This window comes from Bacillus sp. FSL R9-9410, assembly GCF_038050385.1.
Taxonomy (GTDB): domain Bacteria; phylum Bacillota; class Bacilli; order Bacillales; family Bacillaceae_G; genus Bacillus_A; species Bacillus_A cereus_U.
The window spans coordinates 529,655-555,000 of sequence record NZ_JBBOTV010000002.1 but is presented as its reverse complement, the minus strand read 5'-3'; the positions used below and the strand labels follow the sequence as shown (position 1 = coordinate 555,000).

Below are 25,346 nucleotides of genomic sequence, written 5' to 3'. Positions count from 1 at the left end.
TATTTTGTTCTGGGATTAAATCTTCATCCTCTATAGCTTCCATACCGCCAATTGTAATTTCTGTTCTTCTCTTATCATTAAAACGATCTTTTACTTCAGCTAATTCCTCGCGAATAATTTCAAGAACTTTTTCTTCGTCCGCTAAGATTGCTTTTAACTCCGCAATTATCTTCATTAAGTCTTGATATTCTTGTTCGATTTTTTCGCGTTCTAATCCGGTTAAACGTTGCAAACGCATATCTAAAATCGCTTGCGCTTGTTTCTCACTTAAGCCGAAACGTTCCATTAAACCTTGTTTTGCAATATCAGCTGTTTTGGAACTACGGATTAAAGTAATAACTTCATCAAGATGATCTAAAGCAATTCGTAATCCCTCTAAAATATGAGCACGCGCTTCTGCTTTCTCTAATTCATAAGCAGTACGTCTACGAATTACTACCTTTTGATGCTCTAAATAATAATATAGATTTTGTTTTAAATTTAGGACTTGTGGCTCTCCATTTACTAGAGACAACATATTAATACCGAAACTCGTTTGAAGTGCTGTATGTTTATATAGATTATTTAATAGTACATTGGCATTGGCATCACGACGTACTTCCATAACAATACGCATACCATTTCGATCTGATTCATCACGTAAATCTGTAATGCCTTCAATTTTCTTATCACGAACTAATTCTGCAATCTTTTCAATTAATCGCGCCTTATTAACTTGATAAGGTAGTTCTGTTACGAGAATAGTTTGTTTACCATTTGCTCTCTCTTCAATTTCAACTTTAGCACGAAGTATAATAGAACCGCGACCTGTTTCGTAAGCTCTTCGAATTCCACTTCGCCCTAAGATTAAACCTGATGTTGGGAAGTCTGGCCCAGGAATATATTCCATTAATTCCGCGATAGTGATATCAGGGTTATGACTTAATGCCAACACACCGTCAATTACTTCTCCAAGTTGATGCGGTGGAATGTTTGTTGCCATACCAACCGCAATACCCGTCGTACCATTGACTAATAAGTTAGGGAAACGCGCTGGTAATACAACTGGTTCTCTTTCAGAACCATCGTAATTATCTTGATAATCAATTGTATTCTTTGTAATATCGCGTATTAATTCCATAGAAATCTTAGACATTCTTGCTTCTGTATAACGCATTGCTGCCGCTGAATCTCCATCAACAGAACCGAAATTACCATGTCCATCAACAAGCATGTAACGTTGACTAAAATCTTGCGCCATACGTACCATTGTTTCATAAACAGCTGAATCACCGTGCGGGTGATACTTACCAATTACTTCGCCGACAATACGCGCCGACTTCTTATATGCTTTATCAGCTGTAATTCCTAAATCATTCATCGCATATAAAACCCTACGATGAACCGGCTTTAATCCATCACGAACATCTGGTAATGCACGAGACACGATAACACTCATTGCGTAATCTAAAAATGAGGTACGCATTTCATGACTAATATTAATTTCTCGAATTCGTGCTTGTTGTTGATTGTCTGACATCAACGAGCACCTCCTCTTACATTTCCGTTACACATACATTGATTTATATGTAGAAGACAGGAATACTTAGATTCCTGTCATTACTCACTTAAATATCAAGGTTTTTCACGTATTTTGCATTTTCTTGGATAAAGTTACGACGCGGCTCTACTTTATCACCCATTAAAATTTCAAATGTTTCATCCGCTTCAATTGCATCTTTAAGGGAAACTTGAAGTAACGAACGTACTTCTGGGTCCATTGTCGTCTCCCACAGCTGAGTTGGATTCATTTCCCCTAGACCTTTATAACGCTGAATCCCAGGCTTAGGTTGAGCTGGTAATTCAGCAAGTATTTTTTCAAGTTCTTTATTGTTATAAGCATATTGAATTTTTTTACCTTGTTGGACTTTAAACAACGGTGGCTGTGCGATATATATGTAACCACACTCAATAATTTGACGCATATAACGATAGAAGAACGTTAATAATAGGGTACGAATATGTGCACCATCAACATCGGCATCTGTCATAATAATAACTTTATGATAGCGAGCTTTTTCAATAGCAAAATCCCCACCAATATTTGTACCTATTGCTGTAATAATTGTACGAACTTCATCATTTGATAAAATCTTATCTAAACGTGCCTTTTCAACGTTAATAATTTTACCCTTCAGTGGTAAAATCGCTTGGAAATGACGATCGCGTCCTTGTTTTGCAGATCCGCCCGCAGAGTCACCCTCCACGATATAAATTTCGCTAATTGCTGGATCTTTAGAAGAACAATCAGCTAGCTTCCCTGGTAAACTTGAAACTTCTAAAGCACTCTTTCGGCGCGTTAGTTCACGAGCTTTTTTAGCCGCTACACGTGCACGTGCTGCCATAGTCCCTTTATCTATAATTTTACGTGCAACATTGGGGTTTTCTAGTAAGAACTTTTCAAACGCCTCTGAGAATACAGACTCTGTAATCGTTCTTGCTTCACTATTTCCAAGTTTCGTCTTTGTTTGTCCTTCAAATTGTGGATTTGGATGCTTAATTGACACGATTGCCGTTAAACCTTCACGAACATCTTCACCAGTTAAATTACTATCCGCATCTTTTAAAATATTATTTTTACGACCATAATCGTTAATTACACGTGTTAGAGCAGTCTTAAAACCTACCTCATGTGTACCGCCCTCATACGTATGAATATTATTTGTAAATGAATAAATATGATTTGTATAGCCTTCGTTATATTGAAGAGCAACCTCAACCTGAATCCCATCTTTTGAACCGTCAACATATACAGGTTCTTCATGAATCGGTTGTTTTGAACGATTTAAATGTTCAACATATGATTTAATTCCACCTTCATAATGGAATTCTTTCTTTTGCTTATGTTCACGCTTATCTTCAATTGTTAATTTAATATTACGATTTAAAAACGCCAACTCACGCATACGAGTAGCTAATGTATCAAATTCGTATTCTGTCGTCTCTGTAAAAATTTCTGCATCTGGCTTAAAGCGTGTGATCGTTCCTGTACGATCAGTTTCACCTATTACTTTTAAATCCGCAGCCGGGATCCCACGTTCATATTTTTGATAGTGTATTTTTCCATCTCGATGTACAAATACCTCTAATTCTATTGATAAAGCATTTACAACAGATGCACCTACTCCATGCAAACCACCGGAGACTTTATAACCGCCACCGCCAAACTTACCACCGGCATGGAGTACCGTCATAATAACTTCTACAGCGGGACGTCCCATTTTCTCTTGAATACCAACTGGGATACCACGACCATCATCTGTTACAACAATACTATTATCTTCTTCAATACTGACATTAATTTCATCACAATATCCCGCTAAAGCTTCGTCAATACTGTTATCAACTATTTCCCATACGAGGTGATGAAGACCTTTTCCACTTGTAGAACCGATATACATACCAGGACGCTTACGAACCGCTTCCAGTCCTTCTAACACCTGAATCTGACTTTCATCATATGCATTTTCCTGCATTTGCTTTTGTTCCATTGACACAAAGATCACCTACTTTTCCATTTAAACAGAAATTATTTCCTGTCTATTTCACAATCTACCGTGCCGTTCGTTACATGAATTGTTTTCGCTTCTTTCAATGTTTCGTGTTCAATTCCGTCGACACTCGTCGTCGTCACAAAGGTTTGTACTTTTCCTTGAATTGTATTTAGCAGATGCGATTGGCGATAATCATCTAATTCTGATAACACATCATCTAGTAAAAGGATTGGATATTCCTTAACCTCTGAGTATATCAATTCAATTTCAGCCAATTTTAGGGATAGTGCGGTTGTTCGTTGTTGTCCTTGTGAACCAAAGACTTGAACATTTTTACTATTAACGAAGAAGTGTAAATCATCACGATGAGGACCTAGTAAAGTTGTACCACGAAAAATTTCACGTTGTTTCACAGATTGAAAACTTTCATAGTATACTTCTTTTATTTTCGACAAATCCATTGATTCTGATACATCTACACTTGGTTTATAAACAATTTCTAACTCCTCTAATCCCCTGCTAATCCCGCGGTGAATTGGAGCAGCCCATTCTTGTAGTAAATGCAAAAACTCAAAACGTTTTCGCAAAATTTTTGCACCATGCTCAATAAGTTGAAGTGTAAATACATCCAACATCGTTTCCTCATTTTTACTATTCCCTTGCATCTTCTTAAGTAAATGATTTCGTTGCGTGAGTACCTTTTGATATTGACTTAATTCATACAAATAGACCGGAGCTATTTGTCCAAGTTCCATATCCAAAAAGCGTCTTCGTACTTGAGGGCTTCCTTTTACAAGATTTAAATCTTCTGGGGCAAACATAACAACATTCATTTCACCAATATACTGGCTCAATTTTTGTTGTTCTAACTGATTTAACTTTGCCTTTTTACCTTTTTTTGAAATATTTAATTCTAAGGATAATGAGCTATTTCGCCTTTGTAATCTACCTTTTATATTACCATAATCCTCATCCCAACGAATGAGTTCACGATCGTTCGAAGTTCTATGGGATTTCGCCATCGCCAATACATAAATAGCTTCCATCAGATTCGTTTTCCCTTGCGCATTTTCACCAATAATTACATTGACTTTATCCTCAAAGGAAAGCTCTAAATGCTCATAATTGCGATAGTTTTTTAATTGTATCTCTGTAATAAACAAAGGGATCCCCCTTTATGCCTGAACTTGGAAAGTTCCGCTTCCCGGAATTTCAACAATATCATTTGCATATAACTTTCGGCCTCTTCTATTTTCAAGTTCTTGATTCACGTATACTTCATATTCTTGTAAGAACCATTTCACAGCGCCACCTGTATCAATTACATCAGCTAACTTTAAAAATTGTCCTAGTGTAATGTATTCTGTTGAAATCTTAATAAGTTTCATAAAATCGCTCACTTTCTGAAAGTGTTCATTCTTTCATTGTACTAAATAAACTAGCATTAGGAAAGTAATACCCTACAAATCAAATAAGGGTCACTAGTACCTTTACACTAGCAACCCTTAATCCTTACTTAGTAAGTACGGACTGGTAAAATTAACTGGATAATAGAATTATCATTTACTGTGCGAATTAAAAACGGTCTCATCGCTCCAGTAAAACTAACTTTAATTTCTGTACTATCTAAAGCTTTTAATGCGTCCATCATATATTTTGCACTAAAAGATATTTTTAATTCTTCTCCATCTACATTTTCACATTGAACCTCTTCTACTACTTTTCCGATTTCTGGTGCATTCGAAGAAATCTCTAACATCTGTTGTTCTAATGTTGATAATTTAACAACGTTGTTACGACCATCTCTTGCTAATAGCGACGCACGATCAATCGCTTGTAAAAATTCTTTTGTATTCACAAAAATATCAGTTTTACTTTCAGCTGGAATTAAACGTGTTGTATCTGGATAATTTCCTTCTAATAATCTTGAGAAGAATAATAAATGTTTTGTACGGAATAATACTTGATACTCCGTAATAACGATATCTACCATTTCTTCAGACTCATCTAGAATTTTACTTAATTCATTTAAGCTTTTACCAGGAATAACGACATTCGCTTGAAATTCATCGGCAATATTATACCCTTCGATTTTTGCTTTACGAAGTGCTAGCCTGTGACTATCTGTTGCAATGCAAGTTAGCTCGCTGTTATATACCTTCCAGTTTACACCTGTCAAGATCGGTCTTGTTTCAGAACTTGAAACTGCAAATACTGTTTGACGAATCATGTGTTTTAGTAAATCTGTTGGAAGCTTAAATACATGATGTTCTTCGATTTGTGGTAATAACGGATATTCAGCAGCATCTAAACCATTCAAGTTGAACTCTGATTTTCCAGATTTTATTTTTGTCATAAAATGATTTTCAACAGAAATTTCGACAGTTTCTTTAGGTAATTTTTTTACGATCTCACTAAAATATTTTGCTTGTAAAATAATACTTCCTGATTGTTCAATTTCCACAATTTCTTTTCCAGCATCTTCGACTGGGATAAATGATTCGATAGAGATGTCTGCATCACTACCTGTTAAAGTAACTCCTTCTTCAGTTGCTACAACTTTAATCCCTGTAAGAATTGGAATTGTTGTACGAGAAGAAATTGCCTTCATTACATCTTGTACACTTCTTACAAGATAGTCTTTTTGTATTGTAAAACGCATAACGAAAAACCTCCGGTAAGTATAAGATTTTATTTATTTAATAAAGATAAAAAAGTAGTAGTAATAGTAATAGGGCTTGTGGATATGTGGATAACCCTATTTAAAGATGTAAAAACAGTCTATCTACATGTGGATAGACTGTGCGTAAAACAAGCTAAGTTATTCACACTATTCAGCTACTACTATTTTAAAATATCCTTAATTTCTTCAACGTGTTTTTGTAATTGAGTATCCGTTTTTAATAGCTTCGAAATTTTTTCGTGAGCATGGATTACTGTTGTATGATCGCGGCCACCAAATTCTTCACCTATTTTTGGCAAAGATGAGTCCGTAAGTTCACGTGATAAATACATCGCAATTTGGCGAGGGAATGCAACGGATTTTGTCCGTTTTTTTGCTTTGAAATCTTCTAATTTTACTTGATAGACGCCTCCAACAGCCTTTTGAATATCAGAAATAGAAATAATTCTAGGTATAGAGTTTGGAATAATATTTTTAAGCGCTTCAGCCGCTAAATCAGCATTCATATCTTTATTAATTAAAGATGAATAAGCTACAACTCGAATAAGTGCACCCTCTAGTTCACGAATATTTGAATCGATTTGATTTGCAATATAAAGCATAACTTCATTTGGTATATCAAGACCTTCTGCTTTTGCTTTTTTACGTAAAATTGCAATTCTAGTTTCTAGATCTGGTGGCGTAATGTCCGTAATTAACCCCCATTCAAAGCGAGAACGAAGGCGATCTTCTAAAGTTGGGATTTCTTTTGGTGGTCTATCGCTTGAAATCACAATTTGTTTACTTTCTTCATGTAACGCATTAAATGTATGGAAAAACTCTTCCTGTGTTTGTTCTTTTCCAGCAAGAAATTGAATATCATCTATCAATAAGACATCTACATTACGATATTTATTACGAAAATCGACAGCTTTATTATCACGAATTGAGTTAATAAATTCATTTGTAAATTTTTCAGAGGATAAATATACAACTTTTGCATTCGGGTTGTGTTCAATTACATAATGCCCAATTGCGTGCATTAAATGTGTTTTTCCAAGTCCAACGCCCCCGTAAATAAAGAGCGGATTATAGGCTTTAGCTGGTGCCTCAGCTACAGCTAAAGAAGCAGCATGTGCAAAACGATTACCAGAGCCAATAACAAATGTATCAAATGTATATTTTGGGTTTAACATACTCTGTGGTAAGTGATTAGACTCATCATGTGCGTGTTTTTGCCTAACAGAAGGGAGATCTATATCCTCTTCTGCCTGACTTTGGGGAATGATAAAACGAATAGCTAGTTTTGCCCCTGTTAAATCATAAAGTGTTTCGGAGATTAGTTCCGAATAATGAGATTCTAGCCAGTCACGAGCGAATTCATTTGGAGCTGTAATAGTTAATACATCTTTTTTCAAGTTATGAGCAGTTGTTGATTTTAACCAGGTTTCATAACTTGGCTTGCTTACCTTTTTTTCTAATTCTTTTAAGGCACTATTCCATAAATCAGAGATATTTTCCAAAGGTGTCCCTCCTTTACAAAGATGGTAAAAGAATAAGGTTGCGCAACAATTGTACAACCTGTAAATATTTTTAATGCATATTTATACGAAACGTATTTTAAAATATAAAAACGTCGTTAGTATCCGAGATAGAGTTTTCGACAAAAAAACAAGTGTGGACAACTATTTACCCACATGTGATTTAAAGTATCCACATGTTATACACAATTTGTGGATAAAATAAAGGTGTGGAAAACTTATTCAAAGTGAAAACACAACTATAATATCAAAAAAAAGCAGCTATAGCAATGAATTTAGGAAAGTTATCCACAAAATCAATACCTTGTGGAATAAACTTGTCCACAATACGATATACTGTGTAAAAGTAAAAAAAGAGTTTGTGGATACAAAAAAGGGAAAATATATTTATCCACAAGGAAATATAGGAACTGTGAAAAAGTGTGTGAATAGGTTAAAAATGAATATTTGATGAAAATTTCAAGAACCATTGACATTTTCCTATTTGATTTACTATAATTTATTAGACTGTCTTTAACAGATATTCCTCAGGGAGGTGTCATATAATGAAAAGAACTTACCAACCAAATAAACGTAAGCGTAGCAAAGTACATGGTTTCCGCAGCCGTATGAGCACAGCAAACGGACGTAGAGTGCTAGCAGCTCGTCGTCGTAAAGGAAGAAAAGTATTATCTGCGTAGACCACTGAACGTTCAGTGGTCTTTTTTTCTAATAATAATGAGTTTCCGCTGATGAAATACAGGAGTGTCAAATGATATGAAGAAAAAAAATCGTATAAAAAAGAATGATGAATTCCAGGCTGTTTTCCAAAAAGGACAATCGAATGCCAATCGCCAGTTTGTTGTATACAAATTAGATAAAGAAAAACAGCCGCATTTTCGCATTGGTCTTTCTGTTAGTAAGAAAATAGGAAATGCAGTAGTTCGTAATCGAATTAAGCGTATGATTCGCCAATCGATTATAGAATTAAAAGATGAGATAGATTCTGGAAAAGATTTTGTTATAATAGCAAGGAAGCCTTGTGCAGAGATGACATATGAAGAGTTAAAGAAAAGCTTAATTCATGTCTTTAAACGCTCTGGTATGAAAAGAATAAAAAAGTAGCGTAAGGAAATGAATTACACTATATACATACCGAAACAAGGAGGATCAGGCTTTGAAAAAGAAACTAGGTTTATTAGCCATGGTTATTATGTTAATGGCAATCGCTACCGGCTGTAGCGAAACAAATCAGCCGATTACACCGAAAAGCACTGGGATTTGGAATGAATATTTCGTATACCCGCTTTCTCAGTTGATCACGTATTTTGCAAATTTATTTGGTAGTAATTATGGTTTAGCAATCGTTGTTACAACTCTTATCATTCGTTTTGCATTATTACCATTAATGATTAAACAAACGAAGAGTACGAAAGCAATGCAGGCGTTACAACCAGAAATGGTGAAATTAAAAGAAAAGTACAGCTCAAAAGATCAAGCAACACAACAAAAATTACAACAAGAAATGATGCAGTTGTATCAAAAAAATGGTGTAAATCCATTAGCAGGATGTTTACCAATATTTGTTCAGATGCCTATCCTATTCGCTTTTTATCATGCGATTATGAGAACGGCAGAAATTAGTAAACATACATTTTTATGGTTTGATTTAGGACAGGCAGATCCTTACTATATCCTTCCAATCGTTGCGGCTATTACGACTTTTATTCAGCAAAAGCTTGCAATGGCAGGAACAGCTGGGCAAAATCCGCAAATGGCAATGATGATTTGGCTTATGCCAATTATGATTTTAGTCTTTGCAATTAACTTCCCAGCAGCACTATCATTGTACTGGGTAGTTGGTAATATCTTTGGTATCGCTCAAATGTATATGATCAAAGGGCCTGAAATTAAGGCTAGTAAGGCAGGAGGATCAAGCAAGTGAGTATGATTACTGCTAAAGGACAAACAGTCGAGCTGGCAGTACAAGATGCTTTAAGACAATTAAATGTTTCGAAAGATCGAGTAGATATAAATATTATCGATGAGGGTAAGAGGGGATTCCTGGGTTTATTTGGGAATCGCCTCGCTGTAGTAGAAGTTGTATTGAAAAAAGATCCAATCCAAGAATGTGAAGAATATTTAAAAAATGTTGTTCAAAATATGGGTGTGGAAGTTGAGATTAGAAAAATTGTAAAAGGACGCGAAGTTGAATTTACAATTTATGGTGAAAACATTGGTGTTTTAATTGGTAAAAGAGGTAATACATTGAATTCCTTACAGCATTTAACAAAACTTGTTGCGAATCGTAATACAAAGCAATATATTGGTATTACACTGGATGCTGAAAACTATCGTAGCAAAAGAAAAAATACGTTAGAATCTCTTTCTTATCGATTGGCAAAACAAGTAGTTAGTACGAAAAAAAGAGTTGTTCTAGAACCAATGCCTTCTTTTGAACGAAAAATTATTCACCAAGCATTATCTAATCATCAAAATATCATTACAACTTCTGAAGGGAAAGAACCACATCGGTATGTTGTAATATCTTCCAAGTGACCGGTTACTCAATTGAGTGCCGGTTTTTTTGAGGAGAAAATAAATGTGGATAACTAAAAAACACTAAATTTATCCACTGTGAATAAGTTTAGTGTTTTTTACATAAGGACATAATAAAATGAGTTATTATTCTTTTGTAGATAGGTTCGTTATGGTATCCTAATAATTTAGTGACGGAAAAAATTCATGTTGAAATAGAGATAAATAAGCAAGTGAGGTGAAAGGACATGGAATTTGATACAATTGCCGCAATTTCCACAGCACTTGGGGAAGGTGCAATTGCCATTGTTCGAGTAAGTGGGGATGATGCGATTGAGAAAGTCGATCGTATTTTTAAAGGGAAGGATTTAACACAGGTTTCTTCTCATACAATTCATTATGGTCATATTGTCGATTTAGATACAAATCAAGTTATTGAAGAAGTTATGGTATCCATTATGCGTGCACCAAGAACTTTTACGCGTGAAAATATAGTAGAAATTAACTGTCATGGTGGACTTGTTTCGGTAAATAAAGTATTACAGCTTATTTTAGCACAAGGAGTACGACTGGCAGAGCCTGGTGAATTTACAAAACGTGCTTTTTTAAATGGACGTATTGATTTGTCACAAGCAGAAGCTGTTATGGACTTAATCCGTGCGAAAACAGATCGTGCTATGAATGTAGCGATTAACCAAATGGAAGGACGATTATCTAAATTAATCGGCCATCTGCGTCAAGAAATATTAGAAACATTAGCTCATATTGAGGTGAATATAGATTACCCAGAATATGATGATGTAGAAGAGATGACGCATAATATGTTAATTGAGAAAGCTACACATGTCCGTGCTGAAATTAAAAAGGTATTAGAAACATCGAAGCAAGGAAAGATTTTACGTGAAGGCATTTCTACCGCGATTATCGGTAGACCTAACGTTGGGAAATCATCGCTATTAAATAGTCTTGTTCAGGAGAAAAAGGCAATTGTAACTGATATTGCAGGAACAACTCGTGATGTTATTGAAGAGTACGTTAATGTGCGTGGTGTACCACTTAAACTTATAGATACAGCCGGAATTCGTGAAACGGAAGATGTTGTTGAACGAATTGGTGTAGAGCGTTCGAAGGAAATGATGAGCCAAGCAGACTTAGTGTTAATTGTAGTGAACTATAGCGAGGCTTTAACAAATGAAGATGAGGATCTATTCCGTGCCGTACAAGGAAAAGATTTCATTGTCATTGTAAATAAGACAGATTTAACGCAAGAAATTGATATGGAACGTGTTACAGATTTAGCGGTAGGCAATCGTGTTATTACAACATCGTTAATTGAGGAGCAAGGAATAGATGAGCTTGAAAAGGCAATAGCTGATTTATTCTTTGAAGGAACAATTGATTCTGCGGATATGACATACGTGTCTAATGCAAGACATATCGGATTATTAACACAAGCAGGAAAAACAATTAATGATGCAATTGAAGCGATAGAAAATGGTGTTCCGATTGATATGGTTCAAATTGATTTAACAAGAACGTGGGAAATACTTGGTGAAATTACTGGTGATACTGTCCATGAAAGCTTAATTGACCAATTGTTCTCTCAATTTTGTTTAGGAAAATAAAGTGAAACTTTAATCAGAGATGATTTAGTAAGATAGAGATTATTAGGAGGAATAAACAATGGGATACAATGCCGGTTCATATGATGTCATAGTAATCGGTGCAGGTCATGCAGGATGTGAAGCTGGTCTTGCGGCAGCACGAATGGGCTCAAAAACATTAATGTTAACAATTAACTTAGATATGGTAGCGTTCATGCCATGTAACCCTTCTGTTGGTGGACCAGCAAAAGGGATTGTTGTTCGTGAAATTGATGCATTAGGCGGAGAAATGGGACGCAATATTGATAAAACACATATTCAAATGCGTATGTTAAATACGGGTAAAGGACCAGCTGTACGCGCGCTTCGTGCACAAGCTGATAAATTCTCTTACCAGCATGAGTTAAAGAAAACAATTGAAGAAACACCAAACTTAACGTTGTTTCAAGGTCTGGTAGAGCGTTTAATTGTTGAAGATGGTGTATGTAAAGGGGTAATTACGCAAGCTGGTGCCGAATACACAGCGAAAACAGTTGTAATTACAACGGGAACATTTTTACGTGGTGAGATTATTATGGGAGATTTAAAATATTCAAGTGGTCCAAATAATCAGCAACCATCTATTACGTTATCTGAACACTTAGAGGAACTTGGTTTTGATCTTGTTAGATTTAAAACAGGTACACCTCCGCGTGTAAACAGTAATACGATTGATTATAGTAAAACAGAAATTCAACCAGGTGATGATAAGCCACGTGCTTTCTCTTTTGAAACGACAAAATTCATTATGGATCAAATTCCATGTTGGTTAACGTATACAAGTACAGAAACACATCGTTTAATAGATGAAAACTTACATCGCTCAGCTATGTATTCTGGTATGATTAAAGGAACAGGGCCTAGATATTGCCCTTCAATTGAAGACAAGGTAGTAAGATTTAATGATAAACCACGTCATCAAATTTTCTTAGAGCCAGAAGGACGTAATACGCAAGAAGTATATGTACAAGGCTTATCGACGAGTTTACCAGAAGATGTACAGCGTGCAATGCTTAGAACAATTCCTGGCCTGGAAAATGTTGAAATGATGCGTACGGGTTATGCAATTGAATATGATGCAATTGTACCAACTCAACTATGGCCAACACTTGAAACGAAAAAAATTAAAAATTTATATACAGCAGGACAAATTAATGGAACTTCTGGTTACGAAGAAGCGGCAGGACAAGGGCTTATGGCTGGAATTAATGCAGCGTGTCGTTCTTTAGGTAAAAAAGAAGTTATTTTAGGTCGCGCTGATGCATATATTGGCGTCTTAATTGATGATCTTGTAACAAAAGGCACAAATGAACCATACCGTTTATTAACGTCTCGTGCAGAATATCGTTTATTATTACGCCATGATAATGCAGATCTTCGTCTAACTGAGGTTGGGCGTGAAATTGGTTTAATTAAAGAAGATCGTTATGAGAGATTTACAAATAAAAAACTACAAATTGAACAGGAAAAGGAACGGTTAGAGAGTATTTTTATTAAACCGCGTCCTGAAGTTCAAGAATTAATTCGTAGTATTGGTGGAAGCGAATTGAAAGATGGAATACGTGCAAGTGACTTATTACGTCGTCCAGAGATGACATATGAGCATATTCATCTTTTAGTACCAAGTGAATTAGAATTAAATGATGAAATTACAGAACAAGTTGAAATTCAGATTAAGTATGAAGGATATATCGAGAAATCTTTACAGCAAGTAGAACGTATGAAGAAAATGGAAAACAAAAAAATCCCTGTGGATATTGATTATGATGCGATTTCTAGCCTTGCTACAGAAGCGAGACAGAAATTGAAAGATGTTCGTCCACTTTCGATGGGGCAAGCTTCACGTATTTCTGGTGTAAATCCAGCTGATGTTTCTATTTTACTTATTTACATTGAACAAGGAAAAATTGCACGAGTATCGAACCAATAACATAGTAAGGAGATATTGCTAGATGAACATAGAACAATTTCAATCTATGCTAGAAGAGAAGGGTATTATCCTCTCTTCTAGACAGTTAGAGCAGTTCGAAATCTACTTTGAAACGTTAGTAGAGTGGAATGAAAAAATGAACTTAACGGCTATTACGGAGAAAGAGGAAGTATACTTAAAACACTTTTTTGATTCTGTTACAGCGGCTTTTTATTATGATTTTTCGAAACCATTTTCTATTTGTGATGTTGGAGCAGGAGCTGGATTCCCAAGTATCCCTTTAAAAATCTGTTTCCCGCACTTAAAAGTAACAATTGTAGATTCATTACAAAAACGTATTAATTTCTTAAATCACTTAGCGCAAAAGTTAGAATTAAGTGATGTTGCATTTTGTCATGATCGTGCTGAAACATTTGGAAAAAAAGAAGGTGTACGTGAAGCATACGATATTGTAATGGCACGTGCAGTTGCACGTCTTTCTGTATTAAGTGAGCTATGTTTACCACTTGTAAAAGTAGGGGGAACATTCATTGCAATGAAAGGTGCAGCGGCGAACGAAGAAATCGAAAATGGCAAATATGCTTTAGAGGTACTTGGCGGAGAATTGAAAGAAATGTCTACGTTCCAATTACCATTTGAAGAAAGTGAGCGTAATATTTTATTAATCGAGAAAAAGCGCAAGACACCAAAGAAATATCCACGCAAACCGGGAACGCCCAATAAATTACCTATTGAAAAATAAATCTTATTAGACGTAAGATTAAATTATATAAATGAAAACGTAAATGTTTCATAGGAAACATTTTATGTAGAACAGTCAATAGGCCTAAAAGGTGGTGGAATATGTATGAAAAATACGTTTTCTCGTTTATTTGGCTTTGGAGATAAAGAGAGCGAATTCGAATTACAAGACGAAAGCCATGAAGAAATAGCTAAAAAGGTATATGAAGAAATACAGGAAATTCCGATAGTAAACATTACCCCTAACCGTTATCAACCACGAACAGTTTTTGACGATGCACGTATTGAGGAGCTAGCATTAACGATTCGTACACATGGGCTTATCCAGCCGATTGTTGTGAGACAGTATGAGGATGATAAGTACGAGATTATTGCCGGGGAAAGGCGTTTCCGCGCAGCAACAAAGTTAGGGTGGGAAAAAGTTCCTGCAATAATAAAGAATTTAAATGATACTGAGACAGCTTCTGTAGCGTTAATTGAAAATTTGCAGCGTGAGGAATTAACAGCAATTGAGGAAGCTGTGGCATATCAAAAGCTGATTGAGTTACATAATTTAACACAAGAAGCATTGGCACAACGACTTGGAAAAGGACAATCGACAGTCGCAAATAAATTGCGATTATTAAAATTGCCTAAAGAAATCAAAAGTGCATTATTAGAAAAAAGTATTACAGAACGGCATGCTCGCGCCCTTATTCCTTTGAAAAATGAGGAATTACAACTGAAGGTTTTACAAGAGATTGTGGAGAAGCAATTGAATGTAAAGCAAACAGAAGAACGAATTGCAAAGTTACTAGAAGAAGTAAAACCAAAGCGCAAAGCGAAGCAAAAAGCAGTAAGTCGAGATGCAAGAATTGCTATGAACACAATTAGACAATCATTACAAATGGTTGCTAACAGTGGTTTGAATGTTAATTCTGCGGAAGAAGAGTTTGATGAATACTATCAAATTACGATTAAAATTCCGAAGAAAAAATAATTACGTGCTAGAGACCTTATCCTATTGGAGAGGTCTCTTTTACTATATTTTCTTGTTAAAGCAAGAAGGAGTTTAGAAATAAATTTTGAAGTTTAATAAGGACGTAAAAGAAAAACTTTTATTTCATGTTACAATAAAAGTAATTGTTTCTAGAATAAGAAAGGTTGAAAGTAGGTGACATCGTGGGAAAAATCATTGCTATCGCTAATCAAAAAGGCGGTGTTGGAAAAACAACAACATCCGTTAATTTAGGGGCTGGATTGGCACAAGTAGGAAAAAAAGTCCTTCTCGTAGATATTGATGCCCAAGGAAATGCAACGACTGGTGTAGGAATTGAAAAGTCTGAATTAGATCAATGTATTTATAATGTTCTTGTGGAAGATGCAGATGTTCAAGGCGTTATACGGAAAACCGCAACTGAAAACTTAGATGTTCTACCCGCTACAATTCAATTGGCTGGTGCTGAAATTGAATTGGTACCAACCATTTCCCGGGAAGTACGCTTGCAAAGAGCATTACAGCCAATTCGTGATGAATATGAGTATATTATTATTGACTGTCCCCCATCCTTAGGATTATTAACGATTAATGCATTAACAGCAGCAGATTCTGTTATTATTCCTGTACAGTGTGAATATTACGCGCTGGAAGGGTTAAGTCAGCTATTAAATACAGTTCGACTTGTGCAAAAGCATTTAAATAAAAATTTAGCAATTCAAGGTGTATTGTTAACGATGTTGGATGCTCGTACAAATTTAGGAATTCAAGTTATAGATGAAGTGAAAAAATACTTTAGGGATAAAGTATATCGTTCGATTATTCCTCGTAATGTTCGCTTAAGTGAGGCACCAAGTCATGGAAAACCAATTATGCAGTATGACGCTAAATCAAGAGGAGCAGAAGTATATTTAGATTTAGCAGAGGAAGTGATTGCAGGTGGCTAAGGGATTAGGAAGAGGAATCAATGTGTTTTTTCCAGATTTAGATGTGAAAGAAGAAGAAACGATTCAGGAGATTATAGTAACTGAATTAAGGCCGAATCCATATCAACCACGTAAACATTTCAATAAAGAAGCGATTCAGGAATTAGCGGCTTCTATTAAAGAGCACGGTATATTGCAACCGTTAATTGCTCGAAAGAGTATTAAAGGATATGAAATAGTTGCAGGTGAAAGAAGATATCGTGCTGCTAAAGAGGCCGGACTTGAGAAAGTGCCTGCTGTCGTAAGGCAATTAAATGAGCAGCAAATGATGGAATTTGCTTTGCTTGAAAACTTACAACGAGAAGATTTAAATCCTATGGAAGAGGCAATGGCATATCAGATGTTAATGAACGAGCTAAATGTAACACAAGAACAATTAGCAAAACGTCTTGGTAAAAGTAGGCCTTATATCGCAAATTATACTCGATTGTTAAGCCTCCCTTCATTCGTTCAAGATATGATTGCAAGCGGTCAGCTTTCAATGGCTCATGGAAGAACTTTACTTACAATAAAAGATGAAGAACAGTTGAAATCTTTATTGAAGCGAATTGAAAAAGAAGGACTGAATGTTCGCCAATTGGAACAAATTGTCCAGGAAATTAATCAACGTGTTTCACGTGAAACACAACAAGTGAAAAAAGAAAGAAATATATTTTTTGTAGAGCGGGAAACATTTTTAAGAGAAAAGTTTGGTACGGATGTAAAGATCAAAGAAACGAAAAAAGAAAAAGGTAAAATCGAAATCGAATTTTTTAATAAAGAAGACTTAAATCGAATTTTAGAATTATTATCAAAGGGAAATTAAAAAGCAAACCATCTTATTGTTTATAGATGGTTTGCTTTTTTTAATGCAGATAATTTTTGGTCTGTTTCTTTTATACTTTGTGCAATTACATCAGCCATCTTCATGACTAAACTTAGTCTTGTATTTTGAAGTACGAAAAACTCCATGAAACCATTTAAATTTACGATGCCATGAATATGTAAATCACCAATTTCAGGTAATTTCTTATTCATCGCAGCTCCAGGTTTACTGGGGCCCTTTCCGGTAGTTATAGAACCGATACTTTGAGATTTTCCTAAACATGCATCAACAGCAATAATAAATGAAGTAGGATTTTCTTTCTGTATATTCTGAATTTTATCTTCTAAGTTCAATGCATGTATTGGTTCGTCTAGTGTGCCGAACACTTGAAGGTTTTTGATTTCAATTTGTTCTAGTTTAGTACCAACTAATGGACCAAGTGCATCACCGGTGGAACGGTCTGTTCCGATACAAACGAGAATGAGTGGCATATTAGTCTTAATGGGAATATGGGAAAGTAAGAAATTGCTGATTGTCTCAGAGGCTTCTAAGTCATGATGCATAACATTTTGAGTTTCTTTTTCAAAAAAAGGTAAGCGAAAACTTCTAATATTCATGAAGCACCCATCCTTTTGATAAATTTTCACAATATGTTATATGGTGTCTGAAATGGAAAATTATAAGTGCATACTTTTTGCAAACTGTGAATGAAAACAGAAATAATAGTACTAGTATATATATATTCGTCTCATTTTATACCTGAATGGAAGTTAACAAATGGAATTAAAGTCATAAATTTTTTTCAGAAATCAGAGAGAGTTCTGATACAATAATAAGGATAACTAAAAAGAAATTTTAGCTGGAGAGGTAGAGGGACATGGATTTAGCGTTGAAATGGTTTGAGTCCATTGATTGGACGAATATAGGTGTGAAATCACTAAAAATAATCGTTATTTTAATACTTGGTGCAATCGTTGTGCGAGTTGTGAGGGCAATTGTACGAAATGCGTTTCGTATGGGAAGCCGTTCGCCGATTCAAATTTCAGAACGTCGTACAGTTACGGTAGCGAAGTTGCTTGAAAATATTGTGGCATACGTTGTTATGTTCATTATGTTAATTGCAATTTTAGGTGTGTTTGATATTAATGCGTCAGGTCTATTAGCCGGTGCTGGGGTAATTGGTTTAGCAGTCGGTTTTGGTGCACAAAGTTTAGTTAAAGATGTTATTACAGGATTATTTATTTTGTTAGAGGATCAATTTTCAGTAGGTGATTATGTAAGAATAGGTCAATTTGAAGGAACTGTTTTGGAAATTGGACTACGTACAACGAAGATGAAAAGCTGGACAGGTGAAATTCATATAATACCAAATGGTAGTATTGTACAAGTAACGAACTTTTCCGTTAGTAATAGTGTAGCATTTGTTGATGTATCTATTTCTTATGAAAGTGATATAGTACGAGCGGAGCAAGTTATTGAAGATTTATTAGTGGAATTACCAGAAAAATATGAGAAAATGGTAACAACACCTCAATTGCTAGGTGTTCAAACACTGGCAGCGTCTGAAGTTGTATTACGTGTTATTGCTGAAGTTGAGCCGATGCAGCATGCAGTTATTGCGAGGGCTCTTCGCAAAGAGATTAAAAATCGTCTTGATTTACATGGGATTGAAATTCCATACCCACGTATGGTTTTATATAGTCGCGAAGAATTAGTTAGTGAAAAAGCAATTTAATAGTGGGAGGGATTTAGAGAATGGAGCAAAAGCAATATAACTTGTACGATGTTGTGGAAATGAAGAAAGCCCATCCATGTGGTGAAAATCGCTGGAAGATTATTCGTATGGGAATGGATATCCGCGTTAAGTGCGAGGGGTGTGACCATTCGGTAATGATTCCTCGAAGAGAGTTTGATCGCAAGGTAAAAAAAATACTTGTGAAGCATGAAGAATAGTGAAAAAGCAACAGCTGCAGTAGACAGCCGTTGCTTTTTTTCATTTGGTGGAAACTTGTCATTTTTTTCGTTACTATCTATAATGATGAAAGATTGAGACATAGGAGTGAAAAATATGGGATTAACGGCTGGGATTGTTGGATTACCTAACGTAGGGAAGTCCACTTTATTTAATGCAATTACACAAGCAGGGGCAGAATCTGCGAACTATCCATTCTGTACAATCGATCCAAACGTAGGGATTGTAGAAGTACCAGATGAGCGTTTAAATAAATTAACGGAATTAGTAGAACCGAAAAAAACTGTTCCGACTGTATTTGAATTTACTGATATTGCAGGTATCGTAAAAGGTGCGAGTAAAGGTGAAGGGTTAGGAAATAAATTCTTATCTCACATTCGTCAAGTAGATGCAATTTGCCAAGTTGTTCGTTGTTTTGAAGATGAAAATATTACGCACGTTTCAGGAAAAGTAGATCCAATTGATGACATTGAAGTAATTAACTTAGAACTAATCTTAGCGGATTTAGAATCTGTTGATAAACGTATCGAACGAGTTGCGAAGTTAGCAAGACAAAAAGATAAAGAAGCTGTATATGAGCATGAAATTTTAGTTCGTTTAAAAGAAGCTTTTGAAGAGGGAAAACCAGCTCGTACTGTTGAATTTACAGAAGAGCAAATGAAGATTGTTAAAGGCCTTCATTTACTTACAACGAAAGAAATGCTATACGTAGCAAACGTAAGTGAAGATGATATTATGGATCCTTCTGACAACAAATATGTACAAATAGTAAAAGAATTTGCAGCAAATGAAAATTCACAAGTAATTGTTGTATGTGCAAAAATCGAATCAGAAATTGCTGAGTTAGATGAGGAAGAGAAGAAAGTATTCCTTGAAGAACTAGGTATTGAAGAATCTGGTTTAGATCAATTAATTCGTGCTGCATATGACTTATTAGGACTTGCTACTTACTTCACAGCTGGTGTGCAAGAAGTACGTGCATGGACGTTTAAACAAGGTATGAAAGCACCACAATGTGCTGGTGTTATTCATACGGACTTTGAACGTGGATTTATTCGTGCGGAAACAGTTTCTTATACTGATTTAATGACAAATGGCTCTATGACAGCTGCAAAAGAAGCTGGTAAAGTACGTTTAGAAGGAAAAGAGTATATCGTAAAAGACGGAGATGTTATGCACTTCCGCTTTAACGTTTAATTTAATATTTCCTAGGAAAAATAAAGATATAGACTTGGCAAATATATTATATGTTTGCCAAGTTTTTTACGTATTGGTGAGTTGATTCATATAACTTACTATGATATAATCTAAACTCGTGAGTAATTACTATAAATTAATTGCTCCTTGCCCATTATGGGCCGTTTAGACCAAAAGGAGGTGAAAGTGTAATGAGAAAGTACGAAATTATGTACATCATTCGTCCTGGCGTTGAAGAAGAAGCTCAAAAAGCTTTAGTTGAACGTTTCGCAGGTGTTTTAACAAACAATGGTGCAGAAATCATTAACACAAAAGAGTGGGGTAAGCGTCGTTTAGCTTACGAAATCAATGACTTACGTGAAGGTTTCTACATGATCTTAAAGGTGAACTCTAATTCAGAAGCGATTAACGAATTCGACCGTTTAGCTAAGATCAACGAAGATATCCTTCGTCATATCGTTGTTAAAGAAGAAGAAAAATAATTAAGATATATAGGGAGAGTGGTTCGATTGATGAATCGTGTTATCCTCGTTGGTCGTTTAACTAAGGACCCTGACTTACGTTACACGCCCAATGGTGTTGCAGTAGCTACTTTTACGTTAGCTGTGAATCGCGCATTTGCGAATCAACAAGGTGAGCGTGAAGCTGACTTTATTAATTGTGTAATATGGCGTAAACAAGCAGAAAACGTGGCAAATTATTTGAAAAAAGGTAGCTTAGCAGGCGTAGACGGACGTCTTCAAACTCGTACTTACGATGGACAAGATGGTAAACGTGTATATGTAACAGAGGTTCTTGCGGAGAGCGTACAATTTTTAGAGCCGCGTAATGGCGGTGGGGAGCAACGTGGTTCATTCAATCAGCAACCATCAGGAGCTGGTTACGGTAACCAAGGCTCTAACCCATTTGGTCAGTCTAGTAATCCGGGTAACTCAGGTAACACTGGTAACTCTGGATTTACAAAGAATGACGATCCATTTTCGAATGTTGGTCAACCGATTGACATTTCGGACGACGATTTACCATTTTAATGGCATGAATCGGTTATTTTTAACAAAGAATGGAGGGAATAGACATGGCAGGACGCAAAGGTGGACGTGCGAAACGTCGTAAGGTGTGTTTCTTTACATCTAACGGCATCATTCGCATTGACTATAAAGATGTTGATTTATTAAAACGTTTCGTTTCTGAGCGCGGTAAAATTTTACCTCGTCGTGTAACAGGAACAAGCGCGAAATACCAACGCAAACTTACAGTTGCAATTAAACGTGCTCGTCAAATGGCACTTTTACCATATGTTGGTGAATAATAGCGTATGAAATGCACAGTAGAGTCGGACTCTACTGTGCATTTTGCTATGCTTTTCTTTTTTTGGGAGAGAGGTTGGATGATGAAAAATACGAGATTTATTACTGAGGGTGCAGCGTTATTGGCTACATATGCCATTTTACTGCTGATATCTATGTATGTTCCGATTTTAGGTACAGTTGCAATATTTGCGTTGCCGTTACCATTTATATTATTAACAGTAAGACATAAACTATCTAATGTATTCATGATTTTTGTAGCAGCGCTTTTTGTTACAGTTATCGTGAGTCAACCAATTAGTCTCATAAAGACAGTGATGTTTGGACTAATAGGTGTTGTATTAGGATATATGTATAAAAAAGGAAAAAAACCAGTGGAGATATTAATAGCTGGAACACTTGCATATTTAATTGGTATGATGCTCATTTATGTTGGAAGTATAAAGTTTTTTAACATAGATTTAATGAAGCAAATGCAAAATATGTTTAGTGAAAGTATGGCGCAAAGTGAAAAGATAGCAAATGCTGCTGGTATGCCAGTTAGTAAGGAACAAAAAGAGCTGTTTGCACAAATGAATGATATACTACAAACGTTATTTCCAAGTATACTTGTGCTAGTTTCTGTATGTTTTTCTTGGATCACAGTGCTAATATCAGGTAGTGTTTTGAGAAAGTTAAAGCACGACGTTACACCTTGGCCAAAATTTAAAGATATACAATTGCCAAAGAGTATTGTCTGGTATTACGTCATATTTATTTTGTTAGCAACTTTTATAAAAGTAGAACCAACATCATATTTACATATGGTATTTTCTAACCTATATGTAATATTTGCTTTGCTGCTCGTATTGCAAGGATTAACGTTTATCACCTTTTTAGCACACAGAAAAGGTTTTACGAGAGGTATTCCTATTATTAGTTTTATTGTATGTATGTTTATTCCAATGCTGTTTCCTCTTGTGACAATCTTAGGTATAATTGATTTAGGGATTTCATTGCGTTCTAAAATAGGGGAATAAAATAATATTCCTTACACTATTTTAATTTGTTTAACTAACTGGAAGGTGAGTTAGTTTTACTTTATAGGAGTTGTATACATGCCTGAATTTTATAAGAAACAGTGGTTTTTATATCCTGTTTACGTGTTGGCATTTTTTGTGTTGGTGCTAATCTCGATTCTCTGTTATTTCCACTTAATTATGGGTATATCTTCCTTTTTTGTTTTTAGCATCGTTTTCTTTTTAGTTATACGATTTGAACTTACCTTTCAAAGGAATTTTGAAAAGTATACGACAGATATGATTACTAGGGTAAAAAAAGTGAGTAACGAAGCATTCAACCAGATGCCAATCGGTATATTGTTATACAATAAGGAGTATGGGATTGATTGGGCAAATCCTTATTTGTCTTCATGTTTGGGGCAACACGCATTAGCTGGGTGGCATCTGTACGATGTATCAGAAACATTACTCCTTTTTATTAAAGGAGAGACTTCTGATGATATAGTATCTTTAAATAGTCGGAAGTTCCGTGTGTTTGTAAGGAAAGAAGAAAAACTAATTTATTTTTTTGATGTAACTGAGCAAACAGAGATTGAAAAAATGTATGAGGATCAGCGCACTGTTTTGGCGGTTATTTATTTAGATAATTATGATGAAGTTACACAAGGGTTAGATGATCAATTACGTACGAATATAACAAGTCTTGTGACGTCACGTCTAAATGAATGGGCTGTTAAGTATGGTGCATATTTGAAACGTGCATCTTCAGAAAGATTCTTCGTTGTACTAAATGAAAGTATTTTAGCGCAAATGGAGAAAGGTAAATTTAGTATTTTGGATCAAGTGCGTGAAGAAACATCAAAAAGGAATATACCACTTACATTAAGTGTTGGTGTTGGCTCAGGTGATTTACCTTTATCGGAGCTTGGAGCGATGGCTCAATCTGGTTTAGACCTTGCATTAGGACGAGGAGGAGACCAAGTAGCTATTAAACAAGCAACGGGTAAAGTTAAGTTTTATGGTGGCAAGACGAATCCGGTCGAAAAGCGTACTCGTGTACGTGCTAGAGTTATTTCGCATGCATTAAAGGATTTAGTATTAGAAAGCAGTAATGTCATTATAATGGGGCATAGAGCCCCTGATATGGATGCGATTGGTGCGGCGATTGGTATTTTAAAGGTAGCCCAATTAAATGAGCGCAAAGGATATATTGTATTAGATAAAAATGATTCTGATAAAGGAATCAAACGTTTGATGGATAAAGTGAAACAAAATGAAGAGTTATGGTCACACTTTATTACACCAGGGCAAGCGATGGAATTTGCAAATGATGATTCATTACTTGTTGTTGTTGACACGCATAAACCCTCAATGGTGATGGAGGAAAAACTGTTACATAAGATTGAAAATGTGGTGGTTATTGACCATCATCGTCGCGGGGAAGATTTCATTGAAGATCCATTACTTGTTTATATGGAACCGTACGCTTCTTCAACGGCAGAGCTTGTTACAGAGTTACTTGAGTATCAACCGAAAAATTTAAAGATGACAATGTTAGAAGCAACGGCATTGTTAGCTGGTATTATTGTTGATACGAAAAGTTTTACATTCCGTACAGGCGCTCGTACATTTGATGCTGCTTCTTATTTACGCTCGCATGGCGCAGACACTGTACTTGTACAAGAACTTTTAAAAGAAGATATGGGTCAGTATTTACGAGTTGCAAAAGCCATTAAAAATGCGTACATTTATAAAAATGGAATTGCGATTGCTAAAGTTGATGGTGATGAATATTATGACCAAGTACTTATTGCACAATCAGCAGATACATTATTGACAATGACAGGTATCATTGCATCATTTGTTATTGCAAAACGTGGTGAAAATTTCATTGGAATTAGTGGTAGATCTTTAGGTGAATTGAATGTACAGCTAATTATGGAGAATTTAGGAGGTGGCGGGCATTTAACAAATGCAGCCACACAAATGAAAAATGTTACAGTAGATGAAGCGGAGGAGAAGCTTCGATTTGTTATTGATGACTATTTACAGGGAGGCACACAATCATGAAAGTGATTTTTCTAAAAGACGTAAAAGGTAAAGGTAAAAAAGGAGAAATAAAAAACGTACCAGACGGTTATGCAAATAATTTCTTACTAAAACAGGGGTTAGCTGCCGAAGCGACAAACAGCAGTATGAAAACTTTAGATGCTCAAAAGCGCAAAGAGGAAAAAGATGCAGCAGCAGAGCTTGAAAGTGCAAAACAATTAAAAGAAACATTAGAGAAATTAACTGTAGAATTAAAGGCGAAATCTGGAGAAGGTGGCCGTTTATTTGGTTCTATTACAAGCAAACAAATTGTAGATGCAATGCAAAAATCACACAAGATTAAACTTGATAAACGTAAATTTGAAATGGACGATGCAATCCGTGCATTAGGTTATACAAAAGTCACTGTAAAATTGCATCCGCAAGTAACAGCGGCAGTAAAAGTTCATGTTAGTGAACAATAAAAATAAATTGAGCAAGGAGGAT

The 25,346-nt window shown here is 35.5% G+C and carries 26 protein-coding genes (1 of these 26 cut by a window edge); 19 read left to right on the top strand and 7 right to left on the bottom strand.

Going from position 1 to position 25,346, the window contains the following annotated elements:
* The 6 genes from gyrA to dnaA form a co-directional block, all read right to left on the bottom strand.
* Positions 1–1,519, bottom strand: the 5' portion of a protein-coding gene (gene gyrA, locus MKX77_RS26695; protein ID WP_215554925.1) for a DNA gyrase subunit A. The gene continues 956 nt to the left of window position 1, outside the view; only the first 1,519 of its 2,475 coding nucleotides appear in the window; it begins with the start codon at positions 1,517–1,519; its stop codon lies beyond the left edge, outside the window.
* Positions 1,520–1,607: 88 nt separating this feature from the next.
* Positions 1,608–3,530 (bottom strand): DNA topoisomerase (ATP-hydrolyzing) subunit B, encoded by a 1,923-nt coding sequence (gyrB, locus tag MKX77_RS26690; RefSeq protein ID WP_215554924.1) that lies wholly within the window; start codon positions 3,528–3,530, stop codon positions 1,608–1,610.
* Positions 3,531–3,568: 38 nt separating this feature from the next.
* Complete coding sequence (recF, locus tag MKX77_RS26685; protein ID WP_016106803.1) at positions 3,569–4,696, bottom strand: DNA replication/repair protein RecF; 1,128 nt, start codon at positions 4,694–4,696, stop codon at positions 3,569–3,571.
* Positions 4,697–4,708: 12 nt separating this feature from the next.
* A complete protein-coding gene (gene yaaA / locus MKX77_RS26680; RefSeq protein ID WP_002016484.1) occupies positions 4,709–4,921 on the bottom strand; it encodes a S4 domain-containing protein YaaA in 213 nt (70 codons plus the stop codon).
* Positions 4,922–5,049: 128 nt separating this feature from the next.
* Positions 5,050–6,195, bottom strand: a complete 1,146-nt coding sequence (gene dnaN / locus MKX77_RS26675) for a DNA polymerase III subunit beta (protein ID WP_215554923.1) — start codon at positions 6,193–6,195, stop codon at positions 5,050–5,052.
* 182 nt (positions 6,196–6,377) lie between these two features.
* Positions 6,378–7,718: a chromosomal replication initiator protein DnaA gene (gene dnaA / locus MKX77_RS26670; RefSeq protein WP_215554922.1), complete on the bottom strand. Its 1,341-nt coding sequence runs from the start codon at positions 7,716–7,718 to the stop codon at positions 6,378–6,380.
* Positions 7,719–8,281: 563 nt separating this feature from the next.
* Between dnaA and rpmH the strand changes: the two genes are divergently transcribed.
* The 10 genes from rpmH to spo0J all read left to right on the top strand — a co-directional run bounded on the left by rpmH (position 8,282) and on the right by spo0J (position 17,334).
* On the top strand, positions 8,282–8,416 hold the full coding sequence (gene rpmH / locus MKX77_RS26665) for a 50S ribosomal protein L34 (RefSeq protein ID WP_002068706.1): 135 nt from the start codon (positions 8,282–8,284) through the stop codon (positions 8,414–8,416).
* A 76-nt stretch (positions 8,417–8,492) separates the two neighbouring features.
* On the top strand, positions 8,493–8,840 hold the full coding sequence (gene rnpA, locus MKX77_RS26660) for a ribonuclease P protein component (protein ID WP_002089963.1): 348 nt from the start codon (positions 8,493–8,495) through the stop codon (positions 8,838–8,840).
* Positions 8,841–8,892: 52 nt separating this feature from the next.
* The gene (gene spoIIIJ / locus MKX77_RS26655; protein WP_215554921.1) at positions 8,893–9,660 is read left to right on the top strand and encodes a YidC family membrane integrase SpoIIIJ; all 768 of its coding nucleotides are present in this window, start codon (positions 8,893–8,895) and stop codon (positions 9,658–9,660) included.
* A complete protein-coding gene (jag, locus tag MKX77_RS26650) occupies positions 9,657–10,274 on the top strand; it encodes an RNA-binding cell elongation regulator Jag/EloR (protein WP_341308242.1) in 618 nt (205 codons plus the stop codon). The genes spoIIIJ and jag overlap by 4 nt, the downstream gene beginning before the upstream one ends.
* Before the next feature lie 227 nt (positions 10,275–10,501).
* The gene (gene mnmE / locus MKX77_RS26645; RefSeq protein ID WP_341308241.1) at positions 10,502–11,878 is read left to right on the top strand and encodes a tRNA uridine-5-carboxymethylaminomethyl(34) synthesis GTPase MnmE; all 1,377 of its coding nucleotides are present in this window, start codon (positions 10,502–10,504) and stop codon (positions 11,876–11,878) included.
* A 58-nt stretch (positions 11,879–11,936) separates the two neighbouring features.
* Complete coding sequence (gene mnmG / locus MKX77_RS26640) at positions 11,937–13,826, top strand: tRNA uridine-5-carboxymethylaminomethyl(34) synthesis enzyme MnmG (RefSeq protein WP_002159664.1); 1,890 nt, start codon at positions 11,937–11,939, stop codon at positions 13,824–13,826.
* A 22-nt stretch (positions 13,827–13,848) separates the two neighbouring features.
* Positions 13,849–14,568: a 16S rRNA (guanine(527)-N(7))-methyltransferase RsmG gene (rsmG, locus tag MKX77_RS26635; protein ID WP_215554918.1), complete on the top strand. Its 720-nt coding sequence runs from the start codon at positions 13,849–13,851 to the stop codon at positions 14,566–14,568.
* A gap of 105 nt (positions 14,569–14,673) precedes the next feature.
* Positions 14,674–15,546, top strand: coding sequence for a nucleoid occlusion protein (noc, locus tag MKX77_RS26630; RefSeq protein WP_002089955.1), 873 nt, complete (start codon positions 14,674–14,676; stop codon positions 15,544–15,546).
* A gap of 182 nt (positions 15,547–15,728) precedes the next feature.
* Complete coding sequence (gene soj / locus MKX77_RS26625; RefSeq protein ID WP_002113231.1) at positions 15,729–16,490, top strand: sporulation initiation inhibitor protein Soj; 762 nt, start codon at positions 15,729–15,731, stop codon at positions 16,488–16,490.
* On the top strand, positions 16,483–17,334 hold the full coding sequence (gene spo0J, locus MKX77_RS26620; RefSeq protein ID WP_341308240.1) for a stage 0 sporulation protein Spo0J: 852 nt from the start codon (positions 16,483–16,485) through the stop codon (positions 17,332–17,334). The genes soj and spo0J overlap by 8 nt, the downstream gene beginning before the upstream one ends.
* A gap of 20 nt (positions 17,335–17,354) precedes the next feature.
* Here the strand turns inward: spo0J and yyaC are convergent, their stop codons facing one another.
* Positions 17,355–17,951, bottom strand: a complete 597-nt coding sequence (gene yyaC / locus MKX77_RS26615; protein WP_098988891.1) for a spore protease YyaC — start codon at positions 17,949–17,951, stop codon at positions 17,355–17,357.
* Positions 17,952–18,211: 260 nt separating this feature from the next.
* Between yyaC and MKX77_RS26610 the strand changes: the two genes are divergently transcribed.
* The 9 genes from MKX77_RS26610 to rplI all read left to right on the top strand — a co-directional run bounded on the left by MKX77_RS26610 (position 18,212) and on the right by rplI (position 25,324).
* On the top strand, positions 18,212–19,069 hold the full coding sequence (locus MKX77_RS26610; RefSeq protein ID WP_002144563.1) for a mechanosensitive ion channel family protein: 858 nt from the start codon (positions 18,212–18,214) through the stop codon (positions 19,067–19,069).
* A gap of 20 nt (positions 19,070–19,089) precedes the next feature.
* Positions 19,090–19,287, top strand: coding sequence for a DUF951 domain-containing protein (locus tag MKX77_RS26605; RefSeq protein WP_000436054.1), 198 nt, complete (start codon positions 19,090–19,092; stop codon positions 19,285–19,287).
* A gap of 115 nt (positions 19,288–19,402) precedes the next feature.
* Complete coding sequence (gene ychF, locus MKX77_RS26600) at positions 19,403–20,503, top strand: redox-regulated ATPase YchF (protein ID WP_341308239.1); 1,101 nt, start codon at positions 19,403–19,405, stop codon at positions 20,501–20,503.
* A gap of 191 nt (positions 20,504–20,694) precedes the next feature.
* Positions 20,695–20,985: a 30S ribosomal protein S6 gene (rpsF, locus tag MKX77_RS26595; protein ID WP_002144565.1), complete on the top strand. Its 291-nt coding sequence runs from the start codon at positions 20,695–20,697 to the stop codon at positions 20,983–20,985.
* 27 nt (positions 20,986–21,012) lie between these two features.
* A complete protein-coding gene (gene ssb / locus MKX77_RS26590; protein ID WP_215554915.1) occupies positions 21,013–21,534 on the top strand; it encodes a single-stranded DNA-binding protein in 522 nt (173 codons plus the stop codon).
* Between the two features lie 44 nt (positions 21,535–21,578).
* Entirely contained in the window at positions 21,579–21,812 is a 234-nt protein-coding gene (gene rpsR, locus MKX77_RS26585; RefSeq protein WP_215554914.1) for a 30S ribosomal protein S18, read from the top strand.
* Between the two features lie 81 nt (positions 21,813–21,893).
* Entirely contained in the window at positions 21,894–22,829 is a 936-nt protein-coding gene (locus MKX77_RS26580; RefSeq protein ID WP_341308256.1) for a YybS family protein, read from the top strand.
* A 78-nt stretch (positions 22,830–22,907) separates the two neighbouring features.
* Positions 22,908–24,881, top strand: coding sequence for a DHH family phosphoesterase (locus tag MKX77_RS26575; RefSeq protein ID WP_215554913.1), 1,974 nt, complete (start codon positions 22,908–22,910; stop codon positions 24,879–24,881).
* On the top strand, positions 24,878–25,324 hold the full coding sequence (rplI, locus tag MKX77_RS26570; RefSeq protein WP_002144568.1) for a 50S ribosomal protein L9: 447 nt from the start codon (positions 24,878–24,880) through the stop codon (positions 25,322–25,324). The genes MKX77_RS26575 and rplI overlap by 4 nt, the downstream gene beginning before the upstream one ends.
* Positions 25,325–25,346: the final 22 nt, after the last annotated feature.

What these genes read in the sequence shown, in the direction of transcription:
- gyrB (WP_215554924.1), bottom strand. Translation starts at nt 3,530, where the DNA reads ATGGAACAAAAGCAAATGCAGGAAAATGCATATGATGAAAGTCAGATT.
- yaaA (WP_002016484.1), bottom strand. Translation starts at nt 4,921, where the DNA reads ATGAAACTTATTAAGATTTCAACAGAATACATTACACTAGGACAATTT.
- dnaN (WP_215554923.1), bottom strand. Translation starts at nt 6,195, where the DNA reads ATGCGTTTTACAATACAAAAAGACTATCTTGTAAGAAGTGTACAAGAT.
- rpmH (WP_002068706.1), top strand. Translation starts at nt 8,282, where the DNA reads ATGAAAAGAACTTACCAACCAAATAAACGTAAGCGTAGCAAAGTACAT.
- rnpA (WP_002089963.1), top strand. Translation starts at nt 8,493, where the DNA reads ATGAAGAAAAAAAATCGTATAAAAAAGAATGATGAATTCCAGGCTGTT.
- mnmE (WP_341308241.1), top strand. Translation starts at nt 10,502, where the DNA reads ATGGAATTTGATACAATTGCCGCAATTTCCACAGCACTTGGGGAAGGT.
- mnmG (WP_002159664.1), top strand. Translation starts at nt 11,937, where the DNA reads ATGGGATACAATGCCGGTTCATATGATGTCATAGTAATCGGTGCAGGT.
- rsmG (WP_215554918.1), top strand. Translation starts at nt 13,849, where the DNA reads ATGAACATAGAACAATTTCAATCTATGCTAGAAGAGAAGGGTATTATC.
- noc (WP_002089955.1), top strand. Translation starts at nt 14,674, where the DNA reads ATGAAAAATACGTTTTCTCGTTTATTTGGCTTTGGAGATAAAGAGAGC.
- yyaC (WP_098988891.1), bottom strand. Translation starts at nt 17,951, where the DNA reads ATGAATATTAGAAGTTTTCGCTTACCTTTTTTTGAAAAAGAAACTCAA.
- MKX77_RS26610 (WP_002144563.1), top strand. Translation starts at nt 18,212, where the DNA reads ATGGATTTAGCGTTGAAATGGTTTGAGTCCATTGATTGGACGAATATA.
- MKX77_RS26605 (WP_000436054.1), top strand. Translation starts at nt 19,090, where the DNA reads ATGGAGCAAAAGCAATATAACTTGTACGATGTTGTGGAAATGAAGAAA.
- ychF (WP_341308239.1), top strand. Translation starts at nt 19,403, where the DNA reads ATGGGATTAACGGCTGGGATTGTTGGATTACCTAACGTAGGGAAGTCC.
- rpsF (WP_002144565.1), top strand. Translation starts at nt 20,695, where the DNA reads ATGAGAAAGTACGAAATTATGTACATCATTCGTCCTGGCGTTGAAGAA.
- rpsR (WP_215554914.1), top strand. Translation starts at nt 21,579, where the DNA reads ATGGCAGGACGCAAAGGTGGACGTGCGAAACGTCGTAAGGTGTGTTTC.
- MKX77_RS26580 (WP_341308256.1), top strand. Translation starts at nt 21,894, where the DNA reads ATGAAAAATACGAGATTTATTACTGAGGGTGCAGCGTTATTGGCTACA.
- MKX77_RS26575 (WP_215554913.1), top strand. Translation starts at nt 22,908, where the DNA reads ATGCCTGAATTTTATAAGAAACAGTGGTTTTTATATCCTGTTTACGTG.
- rplI (WP_002144568.1), top strand. Translation starts at nt 24,878, where the DNA reads ATGAAAGTGATTTTTCTAAAAGACGTAAAAGGTAAAGGTAAAAAAGGA.